Source organism: Bradyrhizobium sp. AZCC 2176 (assembly GCF_036924645.1).
GTDB lineage: Bacteria > Pseudomonadota > Alphaproteobacteria > Rhizobiales > Xanthobacteraceae > Bradyrhizobium.
In genome coordinates this window covers 4,826,924-4,851,504 of record NZ_JAZHRX010000001.1, presented here as the reverse complement: position 1 = coordinate 4,851,504, position 24,581 = coordinate 4,826,924, and the positions used below count along the sequence as shown (strand labels likewise).

At 64.9% G+C, this 24,581-nt stretch carries 20 protein-coding genes and 1 pseudogene; 7 read left to right on the top strand and 14 right to left on the bottom strand.

Going from position 1 to position 24,581, the window contains the following annotated elements; genetic code table 11:
* Positions 1 to 60: 60 nt before the first annotated feature.
* Positions 61 to 837, bottom strand: a complete 777-nt coding sequence (locus V1288_RS22820; protein ID WP_334359184.1) for a DUF4394 domain-containing protein — start codon at positions 835 to 837, stop codon at positions 61 to 63.
* A 111-nt stretch (positions 838 to 948) separates the two neighbouring features.
* Between V1288_RS22820 and V1288_RS22815 the strand changes: the two genes are divergently transcribed.
* Complete coding sequence (locus tag V1288_RS22815; RefSeq protein WP_334359183.1) at positions 949 to 1,569, top strand: sigma-70 family RNA polymerase sigma factor; 621 nt, start codon at positions 949 to 951, stop codon at positions 1,567 to 1,569.
* Positions 1,566 to 2,318: an anti-sigma factor gene (locus V1288_RS22810; protein WP_334359182.1), complete on the top strand. Its 753-nt coding sequence runs from the start codon at positions 1,566 to 1,568 to the stop codon at positions 2,316 to 2,318. Before V1288_RS22815 ends, V1288_RS22810 begins: the two co-directional genes overlap by 4 nt.
* A 44-nt stretch (positions 2,319 to 2,362) precedes the next feature.
* On the opposite strand, the gene V1288_RS22805 is transcribed toward V1288_RS22810, so the two are convergent.
* Complete coding sequence (locus V1288_RS22805; protein ID WP_334359181.1) at positions 2,363 to 2,854, bottom strand: hypothetical protein; 492 nt, start codon at positions 2,852 to 2,854, stop codon at positions 2,363 to 2,365.
* A gap of 70 nt (positions 2,855 to 2,924) precedes the next feature.
* Here V1288_RS22805 and V1288_RS22800 point away from each other — a divergent pair, with 70 nt between their 5' ends.
* On the top strand, positions 2,925 to 3,146 hold the full coding sequence (locus V1288_RS22800) for a hypothetical protein (RefSeq protein ID WP_334359180.1): 222 nt from the start codon (positions 2,925 to 2,927) through the stop codon (positions 3,144 to 3,146).
* 47 nt (positions 3,147 to 3,193) lie between these two features.
* On the opposite strand, the gene V1288_RS22795 is transcribed toward V1288_RS22800, so the two are convergent.
* The 9 genes from V1288_RS22795 to ccmI form a co-directional block, all read right to left on the bottom strand.
* Entirely contained in the window at positions 3,194 to 3,394 is a 201-nt protein-coding gene (locus tag V1288_RS22795; RefSeq protein WP_334359179.1) for a hypothetical protein, read from the bottom strand.
* A gap of 84 nt (positions 3,395 to 3,478) precedes the next feature.
* Positions 3,479 to 6,424, bottom strand: a complete 2,946-nt coding sequence (locus V1288_RS22790) for a bifunctional [glutamine synthetase] adenylyltransferase/[glutamine synthetase]-adenylyl-L-tyrosine phosphorylase (protein WP_334359178.1) — start codon at positions 6,422 to 6,424, stop codon at positions 3,479 to 3,481.
* Positions 6,421 to 7,887, bottom strand: coding sequence for a sensor histidine kinase (locus V1288_RS22785; protein ID WP_334359177.1), 1,467 nt, complete (start codon positions 7,885 to 7,887; stop codon positions 6,421 to 6,423). Before V1288_RS22785 ends, V1288_RS22790 begins: the two co-directional genes overlap by 4 nt.
* Positions 7,871 to 8,551: a response regulator transcription factor gene (locus V1288_RS22780; protein ID WP_300948019.1), complete on the bottom strand. Its 681-nt coding sequence runs from the start codon at positions 8,549 to 8,551 to the stop codon at positions 7,871 to 7,873. Before V1288_RS22780 ends, V1288_RS22785 begins: the two co-directional genes overlap by 17 nt.
* 396 nt (positions 8,552 to 8,947) lie before the next feature.
* Positions 8,948 to 10,543, bottom strand: coding sequence for a Do family serine endopeptidase (locus V1288_RS22775; protein WP_334359176.1), 1,596 nt, complete (start codon positions 10,541 to 10,543; stop codon positions 8,948 to 8,950).
* Between the two features lie 581 nt (positions 10,544 to 11,124).
* Positions 11,125 to 11,619 carry a cytochrome c-type biogenesis protein gene (locus V1288_RS22765; RefSeq protein ID WP_334359175.1) on the bottom strand — a complete coding sequence of 165 codons (495 nt, stop codon included), beginning with the start codon at positions 11,617 to 11,619 and terminating at the stop codon, positions 11,125 to 11,127.
* Positions 11,620 to 11,623: 4 nt separating this feature from the next.
* Complete coding sequence (locus tag V1288_RS22760; RefSeq protein WP_334359174.1) at positions 11,624 to 13,603, bottom strand: heme lyase CcmF/NrfE family subunit; 1,980 nt, start codon at positions 13,601 to 13,603, stop codon at positions 11,624 to 11,626.
* A complete protein-coding gene (ccmE, locus tag V1288_RS22755) occupies positions 13,600 to 14,091 on the bottom strand; it encodes a cytochrome c maturation protein CcmE (protein ID WP_334359173.1) in 492 nt (163 codons plus the stop codon). Before ccmE ends, V1288_RS22760 begins: the two co-directional genes overlap by 4 nt.
* Before the next feature lie 41 nt (positions 14,092 to 14,132).
* Positions 14,133 to 15,236 carry a c-type cytochrome biogenesis protein CcmI gene (gene ccmI, locus V1288_RS22750; RefSeq protein ID WP_334359172.1) on the bottom strand — a complete coding sequence of 368 codons (1,104 nt, stop codon included), beginning with the start codon at positions 15,234 to 15,236 and terminating at the stop codon, positions 14,133 to 14,135.
* Between the two features lie 459 nt (positions 15,237 to 15,695).
* Between ccmI and exbB the strand changes: the two genes are divergently transcribed.
* The 3 genes from exbB to V1288_RS22735 are packed head-to-tail and all read left to right on the top strand — an operon-like array spanning position 15,696 to position 17,538.
* On the top strand, positions 15,696 to 16,355 hold the full coding sequence (exbB, locus tag V1288_RS22745) for a tonB-system energizer ExbB (RefSeq protein ID WP_442894185.1): 660 nt from the start codon (positions 15,696 to 15,698) through the stop codon (positions 16,353 to 16,355).
* A 5-nt stretch (positions 16,356 to 16,360) separates the two neighbouring features.
* Positions 16,361 to 16,786 carry a TonB system transport protein ExbD gene (exbD, locus tag V1288_RS22740; protein ID WP_334359170.1) on the top strand — a complete coding sequence of 142 codons (426 nt, stop codon included), beginning with the start codon at positions 16,361 to 16,363 and terminating at the stop codon, positions 16,784 to 16,786.
* Complete coding sequence (locus tag V1288_RS22735; protein ID WP_334359169.1) at positions 16,783 to 17,538, top strand: energy transducer TonB; 756 nt, start codon at positions 16,783 to 16,785, stop codon at positions 17,536 to 17,538. Before exbD ends, V1288_RS22735 begins: the two co-directional genes overlap by 4 nt.
* Positions 17,539 to 17,600: 62 nt before the next feature.
* Here V1288_RS22735 and V1288_RS22730 read toward each other — a convergent pair whose 3' ends face one another.
* Complete coding sequence (locus V1288_RS22730) at positions 17,601 to 20,522, bottom strand: TonB-dependent receptor domain-containing protein (RefSeq protein WP_334359168.1); 2,922 nt, start codon at positions 20,520 to 20,522, stop codon at positions 17,601 to 17,603.
* Between the two features lie 498 nt (positions 20,523 to 21,020).
* Between V1288_RS22730 and mntR the strand changes: the two genes are divergently transcribed.
* Positions 21,021 to 21,494, top strand: coding sequence for a manganese-binding transcriptional regulator MntR (mntR, locus tag V1288_RS22725; protein WP_442893974.1), 474 nt, complete (start codon positions 21,021 to 21,023; stop codon positions 21,492 to 21,494).
* Positions 21,495 to 21,602: 108 nt separating this feature from the next.
* On the opposite strand, the gene V1288_RS22720 is transcribed toward mntR, so the two are convergent.
* Entirely contained in the window at positions 21,603 to 23,009 is a 1,407-nt protein-coding gene (locus tag V1288_RS22720) for a hypothetical protein (protein WP_334359166.1), read from the bottom strand.
* Between the two features lie 161 nt (positions 23,010 to 23,170).
* A pseudogene (locus tag V1288_RS22715) lies at positions 23,171 to 24,546 on the bottom strand (sensor histidine kinase).
* Positions 24,547 to 24,581: the final 35 nt, after the last annotated feature.

Genomic DNA, 24,581 nt, shown 5'->3' with positions numbered 1-24,581 from the left:
TTCTGCCGGCCGCGCAAGCAACCGGCAGAACCCAGCCCGTCCGGGGATTGCAGCGGCCGGCTACATGCCCATGATGGCGATATCCTTGACCGTGCCGCCGATGCCGGTGATCTGTGCAGCCTCGGTCGCCTTTCCGGTAGCAAGGTCGATGCTGTAGAGCGTGCCGCCCGCCATCAGCCAGGCTTCGTTCTTGCCGGCGCTGTCGGACCAGATGTCGAACGCGACGGTATCCGCCTTGATCCCGAGCTTGCCGATCGCGCCGAGCACGCCGTCATTTGGTGGCGCCTGCTTGATCAATCCGCCGATGGTGCCGTCGATGTTGAACAGCGCCGTCTCCTTTGCGCCCTTCACCGAATTGATATAGGCGCCGGCGACGATGTTCGGCTTTTCGCCCTTGTGCATGTCGCTGTCGGCAAACTTGTGGTCGCCGTCCTTGGTCACCTTGCCGTCATCGACATTCGCCCGCAGGTTCATCCCGTCCGTGCCCATCACGCGCAGGCGATCCGCCACCGGGTTGAAATCGACCGTCGCGGCTACGCCCTTGGCGAGCATGGTGTCAAGTTTGGATTTCGTCGTGGCCTTGCCGTCCATCGCAATGGTCACAATGGTGCCATCGTCGACCAGTCCATAGAGCATGCCGTCGGCCGGACGTACGTCGATGCCGACCAGCGCACCGGAAATGCCGGTGACCTTGACCGACCCCGTCGCCTTCTTCTGCGCGGTATCGACCATCGCAATGGTGTCGCCGCCGATCAGGGCTGCGACCTGCGCGGCATTGGCGGCTGCGGATGACAGCAATAATGCGACTGAGGCGGCGAAAATCGAACGATAGTTCATCGGTGAGCTCCCTGTGTTGCCATGATCCTCTCGGGACCAACACAGCGGGTACCGGCGGCGCGGCGAAACGGATGCAGCACACCGAAAATAATTTTCGGCAGATGCATCCAAATGCCGCATCTCAAGGTAGAACAGCTATGCAAAGGCATAGACATGACCGGAAATGGCACCATCACCGCCAGCCTGCAGGATCCCGCCCTGCTCGATGGGGAACGCGAGGCGCAGCTTGCCGCGGCTCTCGCGCGTTGCGCGGCCGGCGACCGCACCGCATTGCGCGTGATCTACGACAGCGAGGCGCCGCGCATGACCGGCATCGCGCGCCGCATCCTGTTTCGGCAGGACCTCGCAGAAGAGGCGGTGCACGACGCCTTTATCCGGATCTGGCGTGGCGCGGCCGGGTTCGATCCGCGCCGCGGCAGTGCACGCGGCTGGCTCTATGCCGTGGTGCGCAACCGCGCCCTCAGTATTCATCGCGATGAGCACCGCTATGAAGCATCAGATGAAGGCGTCGAGGGTGTTGACTGCGAGGCCACTCTGTCACGGATGCCGGAGACCAGCGCGCTGCGCCGGTGCCTCGAGCAGATCGACCGCCCTCGCCGCGACGTGGTCGTTCTGGCCTATGTTCACGGCATGAGCCACGGCGAATTGGCGGGAAGGCTCAAAGTTCCGCTTGGCACGGTCAAAAGCTGGGTGCGGCGTAGCCTCTTTGCGTTGCAGGAGTGCATGGGATGAACCCGCACGACGCCGATAACGCCATGGCCGCTGATTACGTGATGGGCCTCCTGGACAGTGCGGAGCACGCCGCCGCCGAACGGCGCATCGCAACCGACCAATCGTTTGCTCAGGCTGTCAGCGCGTGGCAGGATCGGCTTGCGGACCTCGATCTTGCGGCCGAGGAGGCCCCACCGAGCCCGGCGCTTTGGCAGCGCATCGCGGACGCGACCAAGATCGCGCCGATCGACGCCCTGCCCTTTGCACGGGCCGCGCTGCGTGGTGCCACGCTATGGGACAGCATCCGGTTCTGGCGCGGCCTCGGCATCGGCGGCGTGCTCGCCGCGCTGCTGTTTGCGGTGGTCATGGTCGGCGCGTTGACAACGTCGCGTCACCTTCGCAACGACCTGATTGCACTGGCGCAGAGCAAGCCCGTCTATGTCGCCGTGCTGGTGAATGACGCGACCAAAGAGGCTGGGGCCATCGTCAATGCATTTTCGAATGGCCGGGTTGAGCTCATTCCGCTGCGCCCGATCGAGGTTCCTGCCGGCCGTACGCTGCAGGTCTGGACACTGTGGGATCGCGCCGTCGGCCCGAAATCGATCGGCCTCACCGGCCAGTCGCGCACGCTGCGGCTCAATTTGGAGTCGTTACCCGAAACCGTGCAAAATCAGCTGTTCGAGATCACGCTGGAGCCCGAAGGCGGCTCCCCGATCGGACGGCCGACCGGTCCAATCCTGTTCAAGGGTAACGCGGCGCGAACGTTGTAATGGTCGAGCCGGGCTGCTCGTACGTGACGGCAGCCGGTTCAATCTCAGCACCAACCCTTCTTCCAGTGACCGGGCGGGCAGCCACGGCCTCGCCAGCCGACTTTGCGGCCGCGGCTCCAACCAAACGGTCGATAGCCATGTCCAACGCCCCAACCATGCCCATGGCCGCGTCCGCCCTTTACTTCGATCAGATCGGCGTTGACCTCGGCACCGTGCATCAACGGATGAGCCAAAGGCAGCGCCGTTGCTGGAGAAAGAAAGGCGATTGGCATTGTGAGCGCCATTCCCAAAAGTAGTTTACGCATGGACCATCCATTCCGGTTGAGTTGCGCAGAACTCAGAACAGGAAAAAATGGCAATAGTTCCGCGCGGCGACGGCATCGACCGTTTCCGTACTGGATGCCGCTTCGCTCGCCGAGAGGCAAGTTCAAGGCGCGACCGTCGGCTTTTTCGCGCAGAATCAAGATATTCGGGAACGAAACCGGCTGCCTCGCATTAAGGGGATGAGCGGGTAATTCAGGAAAGGAGAAATCCACCGGAAATATCAGCTCAAAAGCCCCGTCAGTTATTGCGATAGCTGGCGGGGTTTTAATTTGGGAGAGGTTCGTGCCTTACGCGCTTTTCGATGGCGACAGGCAGATCGGCCCTGGCCTTCCGACCGAAGCGGCGGTCTGGAAGCAAGCTCTCAACTCCGGCCTGATTTCCGATATTCCCGTTGCCGACGAAGCGGGCGGACAGGTTCTGCCCGCCGGCTATCACGTCCAGGAAATCAGGGAAGAGCGCTGCGCGCCGGATCCGGCCTGGAAGCTTCCGGATGAAATTTCCTGACCCTGTCTGACCGAGAACATCACGCAATCCCCTATCGCACGTTTGCTCTATCGTGCCTGCTTGATGAAGGTCAGGCCGCTCACGGTCAGCCGTTCCTCACTGGTTTCCCCTTCGGCCACGAGCCCTTCAAGATAGGTTTCGAGTGCCGGCAGCTTGCGGTCGAAATCGGCACTCAGACCCGCGAGCTCGCACGACTTTCTGATACGCTCAATGGGCTTGTCGAGGATGTTGATTTGGGCATGCCGCATCCCAGCCTCCTGTTCCCGCAACAATCCAATGCGGCCATAGGAGTTCCGATCGTCCGTGAATTCGCGGGAGGAACCTGGAACGCTTCAGGCGGAAGAACCGCCGCCCACCAGCGCCTGGAACACTCGCCGCACCTCGCCTTGCGTCTCGCGCACGCGCGCTTCCAGCGTCGAGAAATCGGGCGTGTCGCCGGCGCGCGCCATCACGCGCAGCAGATTCTCGCCCGAGGTTTCCGGATTGAATTTGCCGGTGACGCAAAGCCGCAGGATCTGGGTCAGGTCGTGGTAGAGCCGCGCCGCCTGGCGCAGGATCTCGGCGTCGGAATGCGGCAGCGCGCCGAGGCGCCCGGCATTGTCGAGCACCTGCAGCGTGGAGACGCTGAGGATTTCGGGCTTTTCCGAGGCGTGAACAAGCTGCAGATACTGCGCGATGAAATCGATATCGACCAGCCCGCCGGCAGCGAGCTTGAGATCCCAGATGTCGTCTTCGCCCTTTTCCTGCGCGATCGCCCGGCGCATGTCGGCGACGTCGCCAGCGGTAGAGGGAGCGTCGCGCGGCCGCGTCAGCACGCTGCGGAGGGTGCCCTCGATCCTCGCGCGAAACGCCGGTGAAGCCGAAATCACCCGCGCCCGCGTCAGCGCCATATGCTCCCAGGTCCAGGCTTCGCGTTCCTGGTAGCCGGCAAAGGAATCGATCCGCGACGCCAGCGGTCCGGCGCGGCCCGAAGGGCGCAGCCGCATGTCGACTTCATAGAGCACGCCGTAATTGGTTCGCGTCGTGAACGCCGAGATCAGCCGCTGGGTCAGCCGCGCGAAATACTGCGCGCCGTGCAGCGATCTCTCGCCGTCGGAGTCGGGACTATCAGCGTCGAAGTCGTACAGCAGGATCAGGTCGAGATCGGAAGACGCCGTCATCTCGCGGCTGCCGAGCCGGCCCATCGCGAGGATCGCGGTCTCCTGCCCCTTGATGCGGCCGTAATGGCTGGCGAACTGATCCCTGACCAGGCCGTGCACCGTGTGCACGATGCCCTCGGCGACGTCGGCAAAGGCCACGCTGGCCTGCTGGGCGGAAACCGTACCAGAGAGAATGCGCGTGCCGATCAGGAACAGGCTCTCCTGCCCGAACAGCCGCAGGCGATCGAGGAAGTCTTCGTAGGAGTCCGCGTCCTTCAGCGTCGCCGCCAGCCGCGCCGACAATTCCTTCTGGTCCGGCATCGCGCCGAAGAAACGGGGATCGATCAGGCCGTCCATGATCTGCGGCTGGCGCGCCAGCATGTCGCCTAGCCGCGGCGCCGCACCCAGGATCAACGCCACCAGCGCTACCAAATCGCGGTTCTCTCTCAAGAGCGATATCAGGCGGCCGCCGCGCTGCAACGCACCAAGGAAACGATCGAACGCGGCCACGGCGTCGTCGGGATCTTCTGCATGCGCCAGCCCGTCGATCAGGCCGGGCACGAATTCGATGAAGGCGGCCTTGGTCGCTTCGTTGCGGAGCGCGCGATAGTTGCCCTGCATCCAGAGCTGCAGGGTGCCAGCCACCGCGACCGGTTTCTTGAAGCCGAGCGTCGCCAGATGATCGAGCAGGCGCGCATCCTCGGGGCCTGCGGCGTAGTTGAGCTGCGGCAGCTTTACCGTGCCGGTCGGATCGCCCTCGAACAGCTTGCCGTAATGTCCCTGCACGATGTTGAGATGGCCGAGCAAATCCTTCGCGAAGGCGGCCCGGCTCTCATAGCCGAAGAAGTTCGCAAAGCGCTCCACGGCCTCGGCATCTTCGGGCAGCGCATGGGTCTGCTCGTCCGAGATCATCTGCAGCCGGTGCTCGACGCGGCGCAGGAACTCGTAGGCCGCGGTCAATTCTTCACAGGCCTGGAAGGTGATCCAGTTGCTGGTGGCCAGGACCTGCAACGCGTGCAGCGTCGGGCGCACGCGCAATTCCGGATGGCGGCCGCCGGCAATGAGCTGTTGCGTCTGCGCGAAAAACTCGATCTCGCGGATGCCGCCGCGGCCGACCTTGACGTTGTGGCCCTCGACCGCGATCTCGTTCTGGCCGCGATAGGTCTGCATCTGCCGCTTCATGTCGTGGACGTCGGCCAGCGCCGCAAAATCCAGATGCTTGCGCCAGACGAACGGCGAAAGTTCTGCGATCAGCGCCTCGCTCGCCCTGGCGTCGCCGGCGCAAGCGCGCGCCTTGATCATTGCGGCGCGCTCCCAGGTCCGCCCTTCCCGCTCGTAATAATGCAGCGCCGCCTCGGTCGAAATTGCCACCTGCGTCGAGGCCGGATCGGGCCGCAGGCGCAGATCGACGCGGAACACGTAACCGTCGCCGGAGCGTTGCTGCAGCACGCGGGCCAGCGCCTGCGTCACGCGCACGAAGAACGGCGCCGGCTCGATGTCGGCTACCAGCGACGTCGCGGCGGGATCGAAAAACACGATCAGGTCGATGTCGCTCGAATAATTCAACTCGCCCGCGCCCATCTTGCCCATGGCGAGCACGATCAGGCCACTTCCCTCCTCCGGCCGGTCATGATTGGAGGCGGTCATGCGGCCGCGCGCGACCTCCTGGCGCAACAGGAAGCGCAAGCCTGCCTGCACGGAGGCGGTTGCAAGCTCGGTCAGCGCCGCCGTCACCCGCATCACCGGCCAGATCCCGCCGATGTCGCATAGCGCGATCAACAATGCGGCCTCCGACTTCATGCGGCGAAGCAGATGCATCACGTCGGCCTCGCTTGCGGCTGTGAGCACGTCGCGCGAGGTTTTTTCGATCAGCGCGGTGAGATGCGGTTCCGGGTCGCATGCCAGCAGGCGGAGCAACCGGGCAGCATCGGCGCGGATCAGGTCGAACAAGTAGGGCGAGAACTCGACGATGCCGAGCAGGATGGCACGGGCCGGCGGAAGATCCAGCCACGCGCGAATCCCGGCCGATTGCGACGGCTCCAGTTCGGCGAGCCAGCCTTCCAGGCGTTGTTCGGCAGTGCTGCTGGCTGTAATGCACGGCCCGCTCACGAACCGCGCGGCCAAGGCGGAGGAATTCATGCCACCTTCTGTGGCACATCCGGCGTTTGAGCCGCAAGCCTGTCACCCGCGGCGGATAGCGCCGGGATGACCAGCGTCGCGGTCAGGCCGGGATGCGAATCGCCGAGCCTGAGTTCACCGCCGTGCAGCGTCGCCACCGCGGATGCCAGGCTGAGGCCGAGGCCGGAACCCGGCTGCGTCCGGCTCGCCTCGAGCCGCACGAACCGCTCGACCGCGTGCTTGCGGTCCCCTTCAGGAATGCCGGGCCCATGATCGGTGACGCTGAGCAGCACGTGATCGCCCTCGCGCCGCGCCTCGATCAGGATCTCCCGGGTGCGCGCGGCGGCAACGGGATCCAGCGGCTGTACCACCGGCGACGGCTTGCCGTACTTGATGGCGTTCTCGACCAGGTTGGCAAGCGCCTGGCTGATCAGCTCGCGGTTGCCGTGCAGCCGGGCGGTCGCGGCCTTGACGCGCAATGTCATGCCGTCGTCCTCGGCCAGCGGTTCATACAATTCGTGGATGCCCTTGGCGACGTCGGCCGCGTCGAAATCGTCCATGTTGCCGCGCGCCTGCCCGGACTCGGCGCGCGCGATCATCAACAGCGCGTTGAAGGTGCGGATCAGGCCGTCGGACTCCTCGATGGTCCGCTCCAGCGCCGCGCGGTATTCGGCCTCGCTGCCGGAACTCGCCAACGCCTCCTCGGCACGGTTGCGCAGGCGCGTCAGCGGCGTCTTCAGGTCGTGGGCGATATTGTCGGAGACTTCCTTGAGCCCCATCATCAGCGCCTCGATGCGCTCCAGCATGGCATTGAGGTTTTCCGCAAGGCGGTCGAGCTCGTCGCCGGAGCGACCGACCGGCAGGCGCCCTGAGAGGTCGCCGGCCATGATGCGCCTTGTGGTGCCGGTCATGGCGTCGATCCGCTGCAGCACCCGCCGCGCCACGAAGATGCCGCCGCCGACGCCGAGCACGATGACGACGAGCAGCGACCATTGCGCGGCTTTGGCGACGATGCCGAACAGACGCCGCCGCTCCTCCAGGTCGCGGCCGACCAGCAGGCGGAAACCGTTGGTAAGTTCGCTGACGCGCACCAGCGCGCGGTGATGCGACGTGTCCTGCTCGTCGTGCCGGCTATAGGCGGTCTCGGACCAGCCGATCGAAGCCATCACGCCCGGCGCAAGCGAACCGACATTGCCGGCGACCGCCACACCTGCCGGCGTGGTGACGAGATAGAGGTTGGCGCCCGGCCGCAGCGCGCGGTTGGCGACTGTGAGAGCGACGCCGCGCAAACCGCGGCGCGCGTAGATGTCGTTGATCTCGGCGGTTTCGGCGTTCACCGTGGTGGCGATCTGTTCATTGATCAGCCTTCGCGTATTCCAGGCGAAATAGCCGAGCAGCGACGCCGCAAACAGCGCAAACAAAAACAGATAGACCAGCGTCAGCCGGAACGCCGTGGTGCGGACCAGTTTACCGAAGGCCGTCACGGATCATGTATCCGGCGCCGCGGATCGTGTGCAGCAAGGGCCGTTCAAAGCCCTTGTCGATCTTGGAGCGCAGCCGCGAAATGTGCACGTCGATGACGTTGGTCTGCGGATCGAAATGATAATCCCAGACGTTTTCCAGAAGCATGGTGCGGGTCACCACCTGTCCCGCATGCTTCATCAGATATTCGAGCAGGCGAAACTCGCGCGGCTGCAGCGTCAGCTCGTCCTTGCCGCGGGCGACACGGTGAGAAAGACGGTCGAGTTCGAGGTCGCCGACGCGGTAGGTGGTCTCTTCAGCCGGGCCGACATTGCGGCGCGAAAGCACCTCGACCCGCGCCTGCAGTTCGGCGAATGAATAGGGTTTTGGCAAATAGTCGTCGCCGCCGGCGCGAAGGCCCTTGATGCGATCGTCGACTTGGCCGAGCGCGGAGAGGATCAGGACCGGCGTGCGGTTGCCCTTGTCGCGCAGCGCGCCGATCACGGACAGGCCGTCGCGCTTGGGCAGCATACGATCCACCACGAGCACGTCGTAATCGCCGCCGTCCGCCATCGACAGGCCCTCCTCGCCATCACTGGCGAGATCGGCGACATGGCCGACCTCACGGAACGCCTTGACCAGATAGTCGGCGGACTCGCGGTCATCTTCGATGATCAGCAGGCGCATTTGCGGGGCAGTTGCGGTCACGGGAATGGGCTTTCTCTCACCATGGCGCGGCCGCCCTGCACATGCAAGGCGACCGGCTGTTCTCAATAGAACGGGATGATTTCTCTTCGAAAATCATCCCGTTCTATCTTTTGGTCCGGGCATGATCTCCGGGCAAACGTGTCGCGTTTGTCCCGAGGGAAACTGGTTTCCGGTTCTCCGGATCATGCTTCCAAGCGAAAAAAGCGGGCGGTGAAGCTGGGGGACCTCACCGCCCTTAGGCCCTTCCGACGGAGGGGGGCGTATTCCGAAGGAAGGTTGCCAGAGGGAGCGAGTTTTGCACCCGCTCCCCGGAAGGAGACGTCGGCGGGGGCGACGAATGCCGGCGAAACCCTCCATCTGATATCTAGTCCCCGTTTAGCCCTTCGCCAGCGGCACCGCGACGAAGCGCGACGAACCGCCGCTCTTCACGCGCATGAGAACGCTGTTCTTGTTCTCGGTGCGGGCGGCGTCGATCGCCTCACGCACCTCGCCGGCGCTGGCGACGCTCTTGCCCGCAACCTCAAGAATGACGTCGCCTTCCTTGAAGCCGCGTTCGGCCGCCGCGCTCTTCGGGTCGACCTCGGTGATCACGACGCCTTCCCTGCCGGCACCGGCCACGCTGTTGGCGGGGGCGACCGTCAGGCCGAGCTTCGGCACGCCGGTTCCCTTGGTCGGGCCACCCTTGTCTTCCTTGTCGGTGTCGGCCTTGGTCTCGATCGTGTTCGGCAACTGGCCGAGCGTGAGGTTGATAACCTTGTCCTGGCCCTTGTGCAGCACGTTGAGCTTGACCGCAGCCCCAGGCGCGAGACCGCCGATGGTGCGGGCGAGTTCCTTGGCGTCCTTGACCGGCTCGCCATTGACCGCCGTGATGACGTCGCCGGACTGGATACCGGCCTTCGCTGCCGGGCCATTGGCCTGCGGTTCCGCCACCAGCGCGCCTTCCGCCTTCTTCATGCCGAGGCTGTCGGCAATGTCAGACGTCACCGGTTGAATCTGGACGCCGATCCAGCCGCGGCTGACCGAGCCCTTATCCTTGAGCTGGGCGATCACGTTCTTGACCGTCGAAGCGGGGATCGAGAACGCAATGCCGACGCTGCCGCCGGACGGCGAATAGATCGCGGTGTTGACGCCCATCACTTCGCCATTGGTGTCGAACGCCGGACCGCCGGAGTTGCCCTTGTTCACAGGCGCGTCGATCTGGATGAAGTCATCGTACGGGCCGTTGCCGATGTCGCGGCCGGAGGCCGAAACGATGCCGGCGGTCACGGTTCCGCCGAGGCCGAACGGGTTACCGACAGCGAGCACCCAGTCGCCGATCCGCGGCTTGCTATCGGACAGTTTGGCGAACGGGAAGTCCTTGCGGCCCTCGACCTTGATCAACGCCAGATCCGTGCGCGCATCGGTGCCGATCACCTTGGCGGTGAAGGTCTTGCCATCGTCCATGGTGATCTCGACCTTGTCGGCGCCGTCGACCACGTGGTTGTTGGTCACGGCAAAGCCGTCCGGCGAGATGAAGAAGCCGGAACCCTGACCCGTCACCGGGCCGCGGCCGCCGCGCGGTCCGCCGCGCAGACCAGGCGGCAAGCCGTCCGGGCCGCCGAAGCGGCGGAAGAAGCGCTCCATCGGCGAACCCGGCGGGAACGGCGAGTCCTCGTCCTTGTTGGCGCTGTCGTCCTTGGAACTCTTGTCGGCGATGTTGATCTTGACCGAAATCACCGACGGCTTCACGCGCTCGACAATGTCGGCGAAGCCGATCGGTCGCTCGACCTTGCGGACCTCGTTGTTGACCTGCGCCTGCGCCGCGCTGGTGAAGACATCAACCGGACCCTGCTGCGGGCTGAAACCATAGACCGCGGCGCCGAGGCCGGCGACAACGGAAGCCATCAGCGCGAATTTGCGCGCGGAGAACAGCGAACGGCGCGGCGCGCCGCTGGACGGTAGCGAGGAAAGATCGACGGGACGTTCGGTCATGTTTCAAAAATCTCCAGAGCCTGAATTTCGACGATACGGGGTGCGGGGGCTGGGCACCTGACAGGGCCTGAAGATGGGGTTTGCCGCCTTACCGCGCGCTGGCTAGGGAATTAAAGTTTGGTAATGCGGCGGCTTATGGATGCGGCAGAATAGCGCAGGCAAATCAGCCGGTTAGACCTGTGACTTGTCCCTGAAATTCTGCCGGAGCCAATCGCGAAAGGCGATCAGGCAAGGGTCGGCTTCGCGGAACGCGCCGATGCACCAGGTACCAGGCCCTGCCCTTCGGAACCGACAGGGCAAACGGCGCCACCAGACGCCCCATGGCGATGTCGTCTTCGACATAGGGACGCAGGCCAATGGCCACACCACGCCGTCGAGCGCGGCCTGTAGCGCCATTCCGTAATTGGCTAAGCTCGGCACGGCGCTGCAGTTGCTGGCCGGCGTGTCCGGGCCGATCCTCGACGTGTTCTTTGTGCGCTCGCAGCTCGACCGCAAGCAATTGGTCGCCACCAAGGCCGCGGTGCACTGCTCAGCCATTTCCTCAAACAAGGGAGTCGTAGCGCCCGCCTGCAATGGCGGGCTTAAGCCTGCTTGTCCGGCGCATCGGCCGCGAGCAGGCGCTCGAGCCTCTCCTCCTCCTCTTCCGTAAGGTTCAGCGAGGGATCGGTCGCGCTGCCGGCGTTCGGGCGCCGGCGGCTGTAGAACCAGAGCGCCAGTCCGCCGCCGATCAAAGCGAGCGGCGGCAACAGCCATAGCAACAGAGTGTGCGGCGTGAAGCGCGGCTTGAGCAGCACGAATTCGCCATAGCGCGCCACCAGGAAATCGATTACCTGGCGATCGCTGTCGCCGGATGCGATCCGCTCGCGCACCAGCAGCCGCAAATCGCGCGCCAGCGGCGCGTCGGAATCGTCGATCGACTGGTTCTGGCACACCATGCAGCGCAGCTCGCGCGACAAGTCGCGCGCGCGGGCTTCCTTCGCAGGGTCGGCCATGACCTCGTCGGGCTGCACGGCGTAAGCGGCCGGCGTGCCCGACATCGCGGCGGCAACGAATAGGCTGACAAGGAGCTTCTTCAACGGCCTACTCCGCCGGCTGCAACGTGCGAGCCGCCTTGGCGGGCTTCGGCGCACCGACGCGCAGGCGGCGATCAGACAGCGACAGCAGGCCGCCGAATGCCATCAGCACCGGCCCCCACCAAATCAGTAGCACCAGCGGCTTGTGATAGATGCGGACCGCAATGGCTCCGGCGCTGGTTTCGCCGAGCGAGATATAGAGTTGGCTGGCGCCGCGGGTCAGCAGCGCGGCCTCGGTGGTCGACGATCCCCGCGTAGTGAAGTCGCGCTTCGAGGGCGTCATCACGCGGAGCATCTCGCCGTCGAGACTGACCGTGAACCGCGCGATCATCTCGCGGAAATTCGGCCCTTGCCGCTGGGTGACGCCGTCGAGCCTCAATTGATAGCCGGCGACCCTGGCAACATCACTGGGCATCATCGAACCGATATATTCGCTGTTCCAGGTGGTCTCGCAGACGATCCCGATCAGGGCTATGCCGACGCCGGCATGGGCAAACGACGTGCCCCAGGTCGCGCGCGGCAACCCGCGTGCACGCCGCAGCGCGACGGCCGAGGAAACGCGAAACAGCCCGGTGCGCTCGGCGAGGTCGCACAACGCGCCTGCTACGACGAATGCCGCAAGTCCGATCGCGAGCGGCGCGAATGTGCTGCCGCCATAGGTCCACGCCCACACCACGGCAATCGCCACCAGCGCGGCGACACCCGCCGCCGTCAGCCGCTGCGCCGCGCCGAGCAGGTCACCCCGCTTCCACGCCAACAGCGGCCCGAACGGCACGGCGAGCATCAACGGTACGAACAAGGGACCGAACGTCAGATTAAAGAACGGCGCGCCGACCGAAATCTTGTCGCCGGTCAGAACCTCCAGTGCCAGCGGATACAGGGTTCCGATGAACACGGTTGCACAGGCGGAGGTCAGAAAGAGATTGTTGAGCACCAGCGCGCCCTCGCGCGAGATCGGCGCGAACAGTCCGCCCTGCTTCAGCGTCGATGCGCGCCAGGCGTAGAGCGACAGGCTGCCGCCGATGAAAATACAGAGGATCAACAGGATGAACACGCCGCGGGCCGGATCGGTTGCGAACGCGTGCACCGAGGTCAAAACGCCCGAGCGCACCAGGAAGGTTCCGAGCAGCGACAGCGAGAAGGTCAGGATCGACAGCAGTATGGTCCAGACCTTCAGCGCGTTGCGCTTTTCCATCACGACGGCGGAATGCAGCAGCGCGGTGCCGGCGAGCCAGGGCATCAGCGAAGCATTCTCGACCGGGTCCCAGAACCACCAGCCGCCCCAGCCGAGTTCGTAATAGGCCCAGTACGACCCCATCGCGATGCCGAGCGTGAGGAATATCCACGCCACCAACGTCCACGGCCGCACCCAGCGCGCCCAGGCGGCATCGATGCGGCCTTCGATCAGGGCGGCGACCGCAAAGGAGAACGAGATCGAGAACCCGACATAGCCGAGATAGAGCATCGGCGGGTGCACCGCGAGGCCGATATCCTGCAGCACCGGGTTGAGGTCGCGGCCCTCGATCGGGGGGCTCGCGATGCGCAGGAACGGATTCGAGGTGACCAGGATGAACAGATAGAACGCGGCGGCGATCCAGCCCTGCACCGCCAGCACATGGGCGCGCAGCGACAGCGGCAAATTATTGCCGAAGGCGGCGACCAAGCCGCCGAACAGCGCCAGGATCAACACCCACAGCAGCATCGAACCTTCGTGATTGCCCCACACGCCGGTGATCTTGTAGAGCAGCGGCTTCATCGAGTGCGAATTTTCGAATACGTTGACGACGGAAAAATCCGAGACGACGTGCAGCATCGTCAGCGCCGTGAACGAGGCCGCCACGAACAGCAATTGCGCGAGCGCGGTGGAGCGCGCGATATTCATCAAGGCATGATCGCCCCAGCGCGCACCGAGCATCGGCACGGTGGACTGGATCAGCGCCAGTCCGAGCGCCAGCACCAGTGCGTAATGACCGGATTCGGCGATCACTTCGAAGCCCCCTGGACCGACGCAGCCGCGGCCGCAGCACCGGGCTTTGCGCCGTAATCGTCCTTCCAGTGTCCCTGCTTCTTCAGGGCGTCGGCGACATCCTTGGGCATGTAGGTCTCATCATGCTTGGCAAGCACGGTATCGGCCCTGAAGACGCCGGAGGCATCCAGCGCGCCTTCGGCGACGACACCCTGCCCTTCACGGAACAGGTCCGGCAAGATTCCCTTGTAAGCGACCGGCAGCGTGGCGCTTCCATCGGCGACGCTGAAATGGACGGCGAGGTTGTCGCCGCGCACCAGCGAGCCCGGCTGCACCAGGCCGCCGAGGCGGAACCGCTTGCCGGCCGGAATCTGCTTCTCGGCCGCCATGGTCGGCGTGGAAAAGAACACGATGGAATCGCGCATCGCGTTCAGCACCAGCGCCGCCGCAATGGCGAGCACCGCGAGCGAACCGCCGATCATGGTCAAACGCCGTTGCTTGCGCGTCATTTGTGTCCTCTGTCTTCGCCCTTGGGTTTCGGCATCCTGCTCTATCCATCAAGCCCGAGATTTTTCAGACCTTCATTAAGCTGGCGCAAGCGTTCGGCATCGTTTGCGACCGCCTGCCGCGCGTCAGTCAGCGCGCTCATCGCCTTGTCGCGCTCGCCCATCACCATATAGGCCCGGACCAGCCGCAACCATCCCTGAACATCGTCGCCGTTCTGCTTCAGCCGCGTCGCGAGCCGGTCGACCATGCCGCGGATCATAGCGCCGCGGTCGGCCTCGTTCATGTCCTTGGCCGCGGCCATCGCGTCGTTGGAGAGCGCGGGCGCGGCAGGATCACCGACTCTCGCCAGCGCCGCCTCGATCAGTGGCCGCCACGGCGTGTCGGCCGTGGCTTTGGCGAGCATTCCGCGCCAGATCGCGGCGGCATTGGCCTGGCGGCCATCCTGTTCGGCGGCGAGCCCGAGGAAGTAGTTGGCCTTGGGCTCATCGGCGTTCTGCGCCACCGCGCGTTCGAATTCAGCCTTGGCCTCCGCCGTGACGACGCCGCCCGCCGCGGCGGCAAGGGCTTCGCCGAGATCGGAGCGGCGATCGGCGCTGTCGCCGGCGTAAGTGATCGAGTTGCGGTAGGCGCGGACCGCATCCTCGTAACGGCCGAGCCGCGCCAGCACCGGCGCCAGTACGGTCCAGCCGCGACCGTCCGAAGGATTTTTTTCGAGATGCGCCTCGACCTGCGCCACCATGTTGTCGATCGGCTGGTTGACATCCGCCGTGCGCGTGCGAGAGGCCAGCGGAAAATCACCGAGACGCGGCGATCCGAGCGCGAGGTAGAACGTCACCGCCGCGATCGGCAAACCCACCAGCGCCACGACGGTCGAGACGCGGCGCAGGCTGAGGTTCGGACGCGCCGGCAGGTCGCGCGCCCCTTCCGCGGCGGCGAGCAGGCGGCGGCCGATTTCGACACGCGCAGCCGCGGCCTCGGACACGCCGATCAAGCCGGCCGCGACATCGCGATCGATCTCGGCGAGTTGATCCCTGTAGACCACAGCCTCACTACCGCCGGCCTGCGCAGAGGAGCTGCGGCTCAGCGGCCAGAGCACGGCGAAGATCGCCGCGACCGTCATCAGCGCGAACACAAACCACAGCGTCATCAAGCGGTTCCCGGGAGCGGAGCGGCGCGTCCAGGCGAGCGCCGATGCGCCGCTTTACACTACCGGCGGCAGGCCCGGCAATTGACAATTGCGGCAGGAAAATCGGCGAAAGCCCGGTCGGCCTGGCCTGCTTCGCCGCAGGTCGCCACAGCGAAACGCCGGATCGCCCAGATTGCATCGGAACCAGGATGCACGGACGGGTCACCGGACCTCCGCCCCATTAGTGTTTACACCAAGACGTAGGTGATGCTACATAATGAGGCTAAGGCGTTAATTTCCCCAGAGGCAAACCTGATGCGATCCTGGAAAGCAGTTCGACGCGAACTTCGCCGTGGCACTCCGCTTCTTTCGTTTCCGCTCTTATTGCTGTGCTTTCCGGCCTCTGCTCAGGATGCAACAGATCGGACCGCGGTCGCAGCCGCGATGCTACCCCGGGATCTCAGCCCCTGGGGCATGTTCATGCAGGCCGACATCGTCGTCAAAGCGGTGATGGTCGGCCTGGTTTTTGCGACCGCAGTCACCTGGACCGTATGGCTCTCGAAGACCATCGAACTGATCAAGGCGCGGCAGAATGCGCGAGGCGCCGTGCGCGAACTCGCCAAAGCCCGAAGCGTGGACGACGCCGTGCGGCAGGTCCGCCAGGGCGCGGTTGCCCAATTGCTCGAGGGTGCGCTGGCGGAATTGAGATTGAGCACCGATCGAATGGACAGGGACGGGATCAAGGTGAGGATCACTTCCCGGCTGCAGCAGATCGAGGCGGCGGCAAGCAGGCGGATCGCCTTCGGCACCGGCGTGCTTGCGACCATCGGATCGACCGGCCCGTTCGTCGGACTGTTCGGGACGGTCTGGGGAATCATGAACAGCTTTATCGGGATCTCGAAATCGCAAACCACCAACCTCGCCGTGGTCGCGCCCGGTATAGCCGAGGCGCTGCTGGCGACGGCGCTCGGGCTGGTGGCGGCGATTCCCGCGGTCGTGATCTACAATCTGTTCGCGCGCCAGATCGCCTCATACCGCGCGCTGCTTGGCGACGGATCGGCGGAGATCGCCCGCATCGTTGGGCGTGACCTCGACAGCGGCACCCTGCTCGTGCGGCGGCATCTCGCGGCGGCGGAGTAGCAGCCATGGCCGCCAGTCTGAACCAGGGCAATGGCGATCTGTCCGAGGTCCATGAGATAAATGTGACGCCGTTCATCGACGTCATTCTCGTTCTGCTCATCATCTTCATGGTTGCAGCCCCGCTTGCGACCGTCGATATCGCCGTCGATCTTCCGGCCTCGAACGCGCAGCCACAGCCGCGGCCCGACAAGCCGGTCTACCTGACCGTGAAGCCGGACCTGTCGCTCTCCGTCGGCAACGAAACCGTAGGCCGCGGCGCGCTGCCGGGCGTGCTCGATGCCAGCACCAGCGGCCAGAAGGATACCCGCATTTTCCTGCGCGCCGACAAACTCGTCCCGTATGGCGAAGTCATGCAGGTGATGAACCTGCTGCGCGCCGCCGGCTACCTCAAGGTCGCGCTGGTCGGAATGGAGCAAGCCTCGTCGCCATGATGCAGCTTGCGGCCGAAGATCGTTCTGATCTGCAACGGTGGATGTTCAGCAGCCTTGCGGTGCTGTGCGTCTACGCCGGATTGACCGCCACGCTCGCCACCTGGCGCTATCCGGACGACACCATAGCCGCCGAACCTTCGGGCGCGATCGTGGTCGATCTGGCGCCGCTGGCCGCAGCGCCCTCGACCACGCCGACCGACATCGCGCCCGGTCCGGAACAGGTGATGTCGGAAGCGCAGCCGGTGGCGAAGCCTGAGGAAACGACGCCAGATGAAACGCCTGAACTGCCGCCCGCTCCCAGTCCGGACGCGGCCGTGGCGCTGCCGACCAAACCACAGCCTGACGTGACGCCGCAGCAGCAGGCGGCCGCCACCACCTCAGCACCACCGGCGGTCAACGAACGGGTCGCACCGGTAGCGGTGGCGCCGACCCAAGGTGTGCCGAACGACAAGACTTCGGAAGCCGCGGTGACATGGCGAACCCAGGTCCTCGCCTTGGTCGAAAGGAACAAGCGGTACCCGGAGGCCGCACGGTCGCGGCGCGAGCAAGGGACGGCGCAGGTGTCGTTCACCCTCGATCGCAAGGGAATGGTTGTCAGCTCGCGCGTAACTCAAAGTTCGGGCTCCAACGCGCTTGATGAGGAAGCCATCGCGCTCCTCAAGCGGGCGCAGCCTTTCCCGGCGCCGCCCGCAACGTTTCCCGGCGAATTCGTCGTTGTGAGGCAGCCGATCCGCTTCATGGTGAAATCGTGAAATAAGGCTGACGTCAGGCGGCCCTGACAGGTCGTCTGGGTCTCGGAGCGTCCGCTCGACGGTTAGTCCGTGACGATCGCGCCGCCGGCGAACTTGTAGTTCACGCCCATCCTGACCCCATCGCTGGTCACCCGCGTATTGGCATCGAACGCAACGGCGGTGTTGGCGGCCGTGGGCGGCGTCGAACGCACCGAACCGAAATCCATGTGAAGATATTCGAGCTTTGCGGTCCAGTTGCCCGCCAGCCGCGTCTCGAGACCGGCGCCCACGGCCCAGCCAAATCGATACAGGTGACGATCCAGAGACGCCGTCGTCGCGACACCCGCATTATCGAAACCTGCGATAGAAGTTGCCGTTGTTATCTTGCCGAACGGTACGCCCGCGGTGACGTAGGCAAGCAGGTCCGGCGTCGCCAGCGTTCCGACGCGCCCGCGAACCGAGGCGACCCACCCTAGACGATAATCCAGGCTGGCCGTCACGGTTGCATCCAGCGGAGCCAGCGCGGCGTTGCAGATGTTGCCAGGGCAAGCGGCGGCGCTGCTTCCGCGCTGATTGCGGTATTCAAAATCTCCCTCGATGCCGGCCAGGAGCCGGCCCGATGTCCAGTTGTAACCGGACTGGACGCCAAAGCTTGCGGTGTCGTGTTTTGCCGATAGGTGGGCCCCGGAAAGCGACGCACCGGTCGCAGCATCATTGAACGCCGCGTTGGTAACCCCCTCGCCTCTGAGATATCCGGCATTGCCGCCCGCATAGATGCCCGCCCAGTTCCAGGCCGCCGCATCGAGCGCGGGACTCTTGTAGAATCCGTTGCCGGCTGGCCGTCGCGCCGTACCGATCCAGGTGCCCGGCGGTCCGCTCGGCCGGTCAATGCCGTATTTGACATTGAGAAACAGCTTGAAGCCTCGCCCCGGCTGCAGGATCTCGTCCTTGTGGAATTGAACGGAGTTGCGGATGTTGGCGTTGAGCAAATTATCGCCGATCAGCCCGGTCGCGACCTCGACCGCGCCCCACGGCGAATCCTTCCAGAACTTCCGGTGCTCGACCTGCACTTTCACCAGATCGTATCCGGGGGTCGTGGTGTCGAACTGCGGAATGTCATTCTGCGCAAATGCATGCAGCCAGCCTGCGCGTACAAACCAGTTGTCGTTGCGCCAGTAGACGCCACCGCCGAGACGCATCGGAGGAATGCGCGGGACGTTACTGCCGTCGGTGAACGTTGCCCGCACGACATCAAATTGGCTATCGAGGCCGAGGGTGCCGTTGGCGAGCTGCGCGGCGTCCCACTGCCAGGCCAGTTCGCCGCCGCGGAAGATCGCGTCGCGCTGATCGTAGTTGACCTGGATGTAATCGGTGCCCGCCCCGCATGAGGCAAACGTTTCCTGGCAAACGATTCCGGTGGCGCGCGAGAAGATGAACTTGTTGTACGCCGTGTAGTAGGCGTTGGCGGCGAATCTGAAATCGCCATCCGTGCGTTTCAAGCCGATTTCCGCCGTCTGCGCGGTTTCAATTCCGAGGTTCGGGTTGCCGATCTTGAAGGTCTTCTCCGAACCATCGGGACCTTGGGCGAACAGTTCGAGCGCGCGCGGCGCGCGTTCGATACGTTGCAGCGTGAGACTCCCGACCAGCGAGGATGGGAGGTCCTTGATGATGCCGAAACTGACGCTCTTCGGCAGGTAGTCGAGCTTGGCGGCTGCCCTGCCCGGCTCATTCGGCGGCGGGAGAAAATTCGGCGGAAAAGTGAACGCCGTTCCCGCGACATCGACCGCCTCGATGCGGCCCGCCAATTGCGTGCGCAGCGTATCCGTGTGCCTTACTTCATTGAGAAAATACGCCGCCGCCGTCCTCGTCTGGGCCGGCAGCAATATCGCCTGCCCCGCCGTATCCAGTTTCTGGTAGGCGGCTTGCGTACCAAAAATGCTGGTCAGAGAACCTATCGGCGTGGCGAACGGCGCGAGCTCGAGCTCGAGCTTGCCCTCGGTCTGCCTGTTCTTGAAGGTGGCTGTAATCTCCTGAAAGCCGGTGGTGGCGAGCACCGTTTCGTCGTGGCGATATTCTGAATGCCCGGTCCAGTACCTGATGGCCGCCAGCGCGCTCGAGTCTGGCCGATATTCGCCCTTGGAGGAGATCTTGGTTTGCTCGAGGTCGTTGTGCTGACGCGCGGCCGCGGTCGCAATGCCCGGAACGTAGTAATCGCTGGTAAAGCGGGACACCGCGATACCCGCATAGCCGCCGTCGAAAAGCCAGGAGCCGCCGACCGCAGCTCCCGCGCTCTGCGAGGCCGAATTCGGCTGCTTGCCGTTGAAGGCAGGCGCGGGGATCGGCGGCACGAGATACGGATAACTCGGGACGCTGTAATCGCCGGAGGATCGGCCGTAGATGTCGGCGTGAACGGCGGCGTTGCGGCCGCCCGCATCCAGCAGCAGCCCGCTCTCCCATCCCCTGTTGACGCTGGTTACACCCGACTTCAGTTCAGCGGCCAGTCCTCCCAGTGGAGCTACGGTCGGAATCCGGTTGTTGTTGACGTCGACGACGCCTCCAACGGCTTGCGAACCGAAGCGGAGCGCCCCCGGTCCGCGGACAACGTCAACCTTCTGGATGGCGAGCGGGTCGATCGGCACCGCATGATCTTGCGCGATATCCGACACATCGACCGCACCGACGCCGTTTTCCTGAATGCGGACCTTGGCGTCCGTCAAGCCGCGCAGAACAGGGCGTGACGATTCCGTGGCAAGGCCAGCGGAAGTAGCACCCGGCATGTTGGTGAACAGGCTGCCAAACCCGCCGTTGCTGCTGCCGGACTGGATCTGGTTGCTCCCGATCGTCGACAGCGGCGCGAATGGCGGATTGAAAGGCGACGTCGGCGCGACTTCGGGCGTTGGTCCTGGCAGCGGCGCTGCGACCGTCGTCGACGGCCGGCTCGGCTCGCCACGTGCGGCCCGCCGTGCGGGTTTGGGCTGGCGGCCCTCCACGGTCACTTGCGGCATCTCGATTTCCGCCGGCGCGTTCGACGCGGGTGGCGGTCCGGCCGCCGTGGCCGGCGCTGGCGACGCTTGCGATGGACCAGGCTCTGCCGCCGGGGCTGGTCCGGCTGCCGGGGGTGGTGCAGGCGCTGGCGGCTCGACGGGAGGCGCGGCCTGGGGCGCTGGTGGCACAGGCGCTGCCGTTTGCGGCAACGCCACGGTGTGGCCCAAGCAAACCATGGCCAGTGCCGATGTGCCCAGAAGAGCCATTCGCGTCGCGCGCATATTCTTCCCCAACCCGATCGCGCGCCACGAATATTGCACCGATAAGCCGCGACACCAAAACGTAGTCTAGGCTACATGTTAATGTGGCGCCGTTAACTGTCAAGCTGTCGTGACCGGCCTTCGCGATCGTCGCCGCCGGCCTGTTGCAAATCAGCGACGAGCCGCAAACTTGCAATGTGGTCGGCAGCGCGCCATGGTCTGGCCTCGTCTCGGTGGATTCGCCTGGAAGGTACGGAGTTGCGCAAGCCCTCGACAAATCGGGCCAAACCGATGCTGCCGCTGCCCGCGGAACAGACGCAGGCGCGCCGCTTCGGCAAGGCGCGATCGGCGCGGTCGACCGCGGTTCTGGAAGACTATGTCGAACTGATTTCGGATCTGCTCGGAACGACCGGTGAGGCGCGCCCGACCGACATCGCGCGCAGGCTAGGTGTATCCCACCCGACGGCCATCGACACCATCGCGCGGTTGAAGCGCGAAGACCTGGTCACGGCCCGGCCCTACCGTGGGGTATTCCTGACCGAAAAGGGCGAGACTCTCGCCAAGCGCGTCCGTGCCCGTCACCGTCTGGTGGTGGACGTCCTGCTGGCGCTGGGTGTTCCCCAGGAAGCCGCAGAGGCTGACGCCGAGGGCATCGAACATCATGTTTCCGATGTGACTCTCAAGGCCTTCGCCGAATTTCTTCGCGACGCCAAGGATCGGCGCAAGGCGTGATGCGACGGGGCCGAAACCGGGGCGAGATTCTGTTTGACGCGTTTTCCTGAGGCGAGCCGATAGCCACCCCCGGATCAGGTCCGAGGGCATGCCTCGCTGGAAAATGCTTTAGCTCGCCTTGATCGCCTTGCGCTCGCCGGTCATGGCATTTTCGGCCGCCCTGCTCATCAGCGACGCATAGTCATGGCCGAACAGGATTTCGCAGAAGCGGATCGCCGCCTTGGCCTGCATCTGGCGGTAGGCACGCGCCTTGGGGTCGCCGCCGCGCAGCGCCTGCACCAGGCTCTCCGTGGATCGCTCGACGTAATGCTGCAGGTCGGAATAGGTCCGCAGCGTCACCTCGTTGATGGCGAGTTCGCTGGCATAGGTCCGGCACACTGCTACGAAGTCGATCAGGGCGGCGATCTCTTCGACCTCCGCAGCATCGATCTTGGGCGCGGAGGCGATATCCTTGTCGGCGCGCTGACGCAGGATGCGGCGGACCCGGCCGGGCACGCTCTCGATCTCCGACTGCAGCGAATTGGAAATATCGGCGCGGATCGAGGTGAGCTGGCGGCCCCACGCGGAATCGTTGCGCAGATCGAGCTCGGTGCGCAACCCGCGCACGCCATCGTGCAAGGATTTAAGTTGCTCGCCGACATTGTCGAAATGGCTGCGCCTGATGTCCGTGCGCAAGCAGGCCGTAAGGAACGAGAGATCGTGCAGCGCGACCGTGACGGCGATGCCGTAGGGCGTGGCGGCCACGCGAATCTCGTCGTCGGATGCCGCCATCTTGATCGCGAGACGGATGATCTGCCACGGCTGCGCCAGCCGCTGCATGATCAGCGACAGCGCGAACGGCAGCAATTGCGATGTCTGCAACGAGGGAACGTTGAGCGCCGCACCTACCGACGCAATCTGGGATTCGGAAAATACCCGCATCTGGCCAGGCATCCGGCTGCCGAGCGCCTCCAGCGCCTCGCGCGCGCGCAGCACGCCTCCGATCGACAATAAATCCTCGACGACATTGGGCGGGCCGATACGGGCGAGCACCCGATGCCTGTCGTCGCCCGAGACCGGCGTGGCGGTCTTGACGATCGCTTCGGCTGCGGCAAGCTGGAATTTGCGCGTGGCGGCTTCGAGGCCGGCATCACTACCGCTCTGCCTGATCTCGGCGAGCGCAGTCTCGAATGCGCGTGCCGCATCGGGCGCCCCGTCGCGGCCCAGCCATTGCCAGACCGGCAGCAGCGATGCACGCCGGACCTGGCCAGGCCGCACCGGAAAGTTGCTTTCGACAAGAAACGGCTCCAGCGGACGGAACAGCAGCCGCGCCGGATCGTCGGTCCGCGGACGCGCCTCGTCATCTTCCTCGGTGCCGCGCACGACCTTGCGGAGTTGCTCGAGGACGAAATTGGCGACGGCTATGTCCTCCCCGCGCTCAATGGCGCGCTCGAACTCCCGCATCAGCAGCGCCTGCGATTGGGGCGGGAGCTGGGCGAGATAGTCCCTCAGCCGCTCGGTCGATGTCTGGCTCATTCGCCTGGTGTGGATATGCGTGTGTCAAACGGACGGCGAAGCGCCCCGTCGCCGATCTTAGAAGTGTGCGCGTTAAGAAGTCGTTTAGGAATAACGAAATCAACCCTTGGCATTTCGGGGTGCCGTCCCCTCAACCCGAGGTAATCAGCCGGGCCATGCGTTCAGACCCCCGGCAGCACCAATTCCGCCCGCAACCCGCCGATCGGGGCGTTGCCCAAGACAAGGCTGCCGCCGTAAAGGGCGGCGAGATCGACCACGATCGAAAGCCCGAGCCCGGAACCCGGCTTGGACTCGTCCAGCCGCTGGCCGCGCCGGGACACCTGTGCGCGCTCGGCGGCGGACAATCCGCGGCCATCGTCATCTACAATGATCCGGAGCCGCGGCCCGGCACGGGGCTCCAGCGGCGGCTCCACCTTCACCTCGATGAAGACCTGCGAGGCCGCCCATTTGCAGGCATTGTCGACCAAATTGCCGGCCATCTCCTCGAGGTCCTGACGCTCGCCGCGGAACTTGGCTTGCGGGTCGGCCTTCACCGCAATCGTGATGTCGCGATCCCGATGGATCTTTTCCATGGTCCGTCGCAGCGCCTCGATGGCTGGCGCGACCTCGGTGACGGTGCCGACGATGGTGACGCGCGCGGCGATCCGCGCCCGTTCCAGATGATGCGCCACTTGATCCCGCATCACATCGGCCTGCTCCAAGACCTTGCTGGCAAAGGGATTTACCACGTGGGCGGTAGCCTCGTTGACGATGACGGAGAGCGGCGTCTTGATGGCGTGGGCGAGATTGCCGACATGGGTGCGCGCGCGCTCGACGATCTCGCGGTTGGCGTCGATCAGCGCGTTGGTTTCGCGCGCCAGCGGTGCGATCTCGACGGGAAACTCGCCTTCCAGCCGTTCGGCGCGTCCGGAGCGGATGTCGGCGATCGATTCCGAAATGCGCTTGAGCGGCGCCAGCCCGAAACGGACCTGGAAGATCGTGGTCAGGAGCAGGACGATACCGAGCGCCGCGAAGGTGCCGCCGAGGTAATAGTCGAAGGCACGGATCTCGTCGAAAATCTCGGATGCATCGCCCGCCACGCTGACCAGAAATTTGCCGTCGGCGCCGAGGTCGACCGGCCGCTCGACGACCCGCAGGCTCTGCCCCTCGGGCCCATCGACATAGCCAAGACGGATGCCGGCGGGGGTCAGCTCCGCGCCGATATCCTCGAGCTTCGGCAGCTTCTTGTCCCACAGCGAACGCGATGCCCGCGTCTCGGCCTTCTCGTCGGTACGGACGATCTGCCAGTACCAGCCGGACAGTGGCAGTTCGAACAACGGCTCGCCGAGCGACTGGAACTGGTGGTCGGGCGGCTCGTCCGGGGTCGCGACCTCGGCGATCAGGGTGCGGAGATAGAGGTTGAGACGGCGGTCGAAGGCGCGCTCGGTCGCGTTGCGATAGACCGACGACAGGATCACGCCGGTGATCACGAGGATCACGACCACCCACACGCGGTCGCCGACAGGAACAACCGCGTCGCGAGCGAACTTCCGCGCATCAGAGCAAGATCCCGAAAAGCAAGTCCCCAGGTTC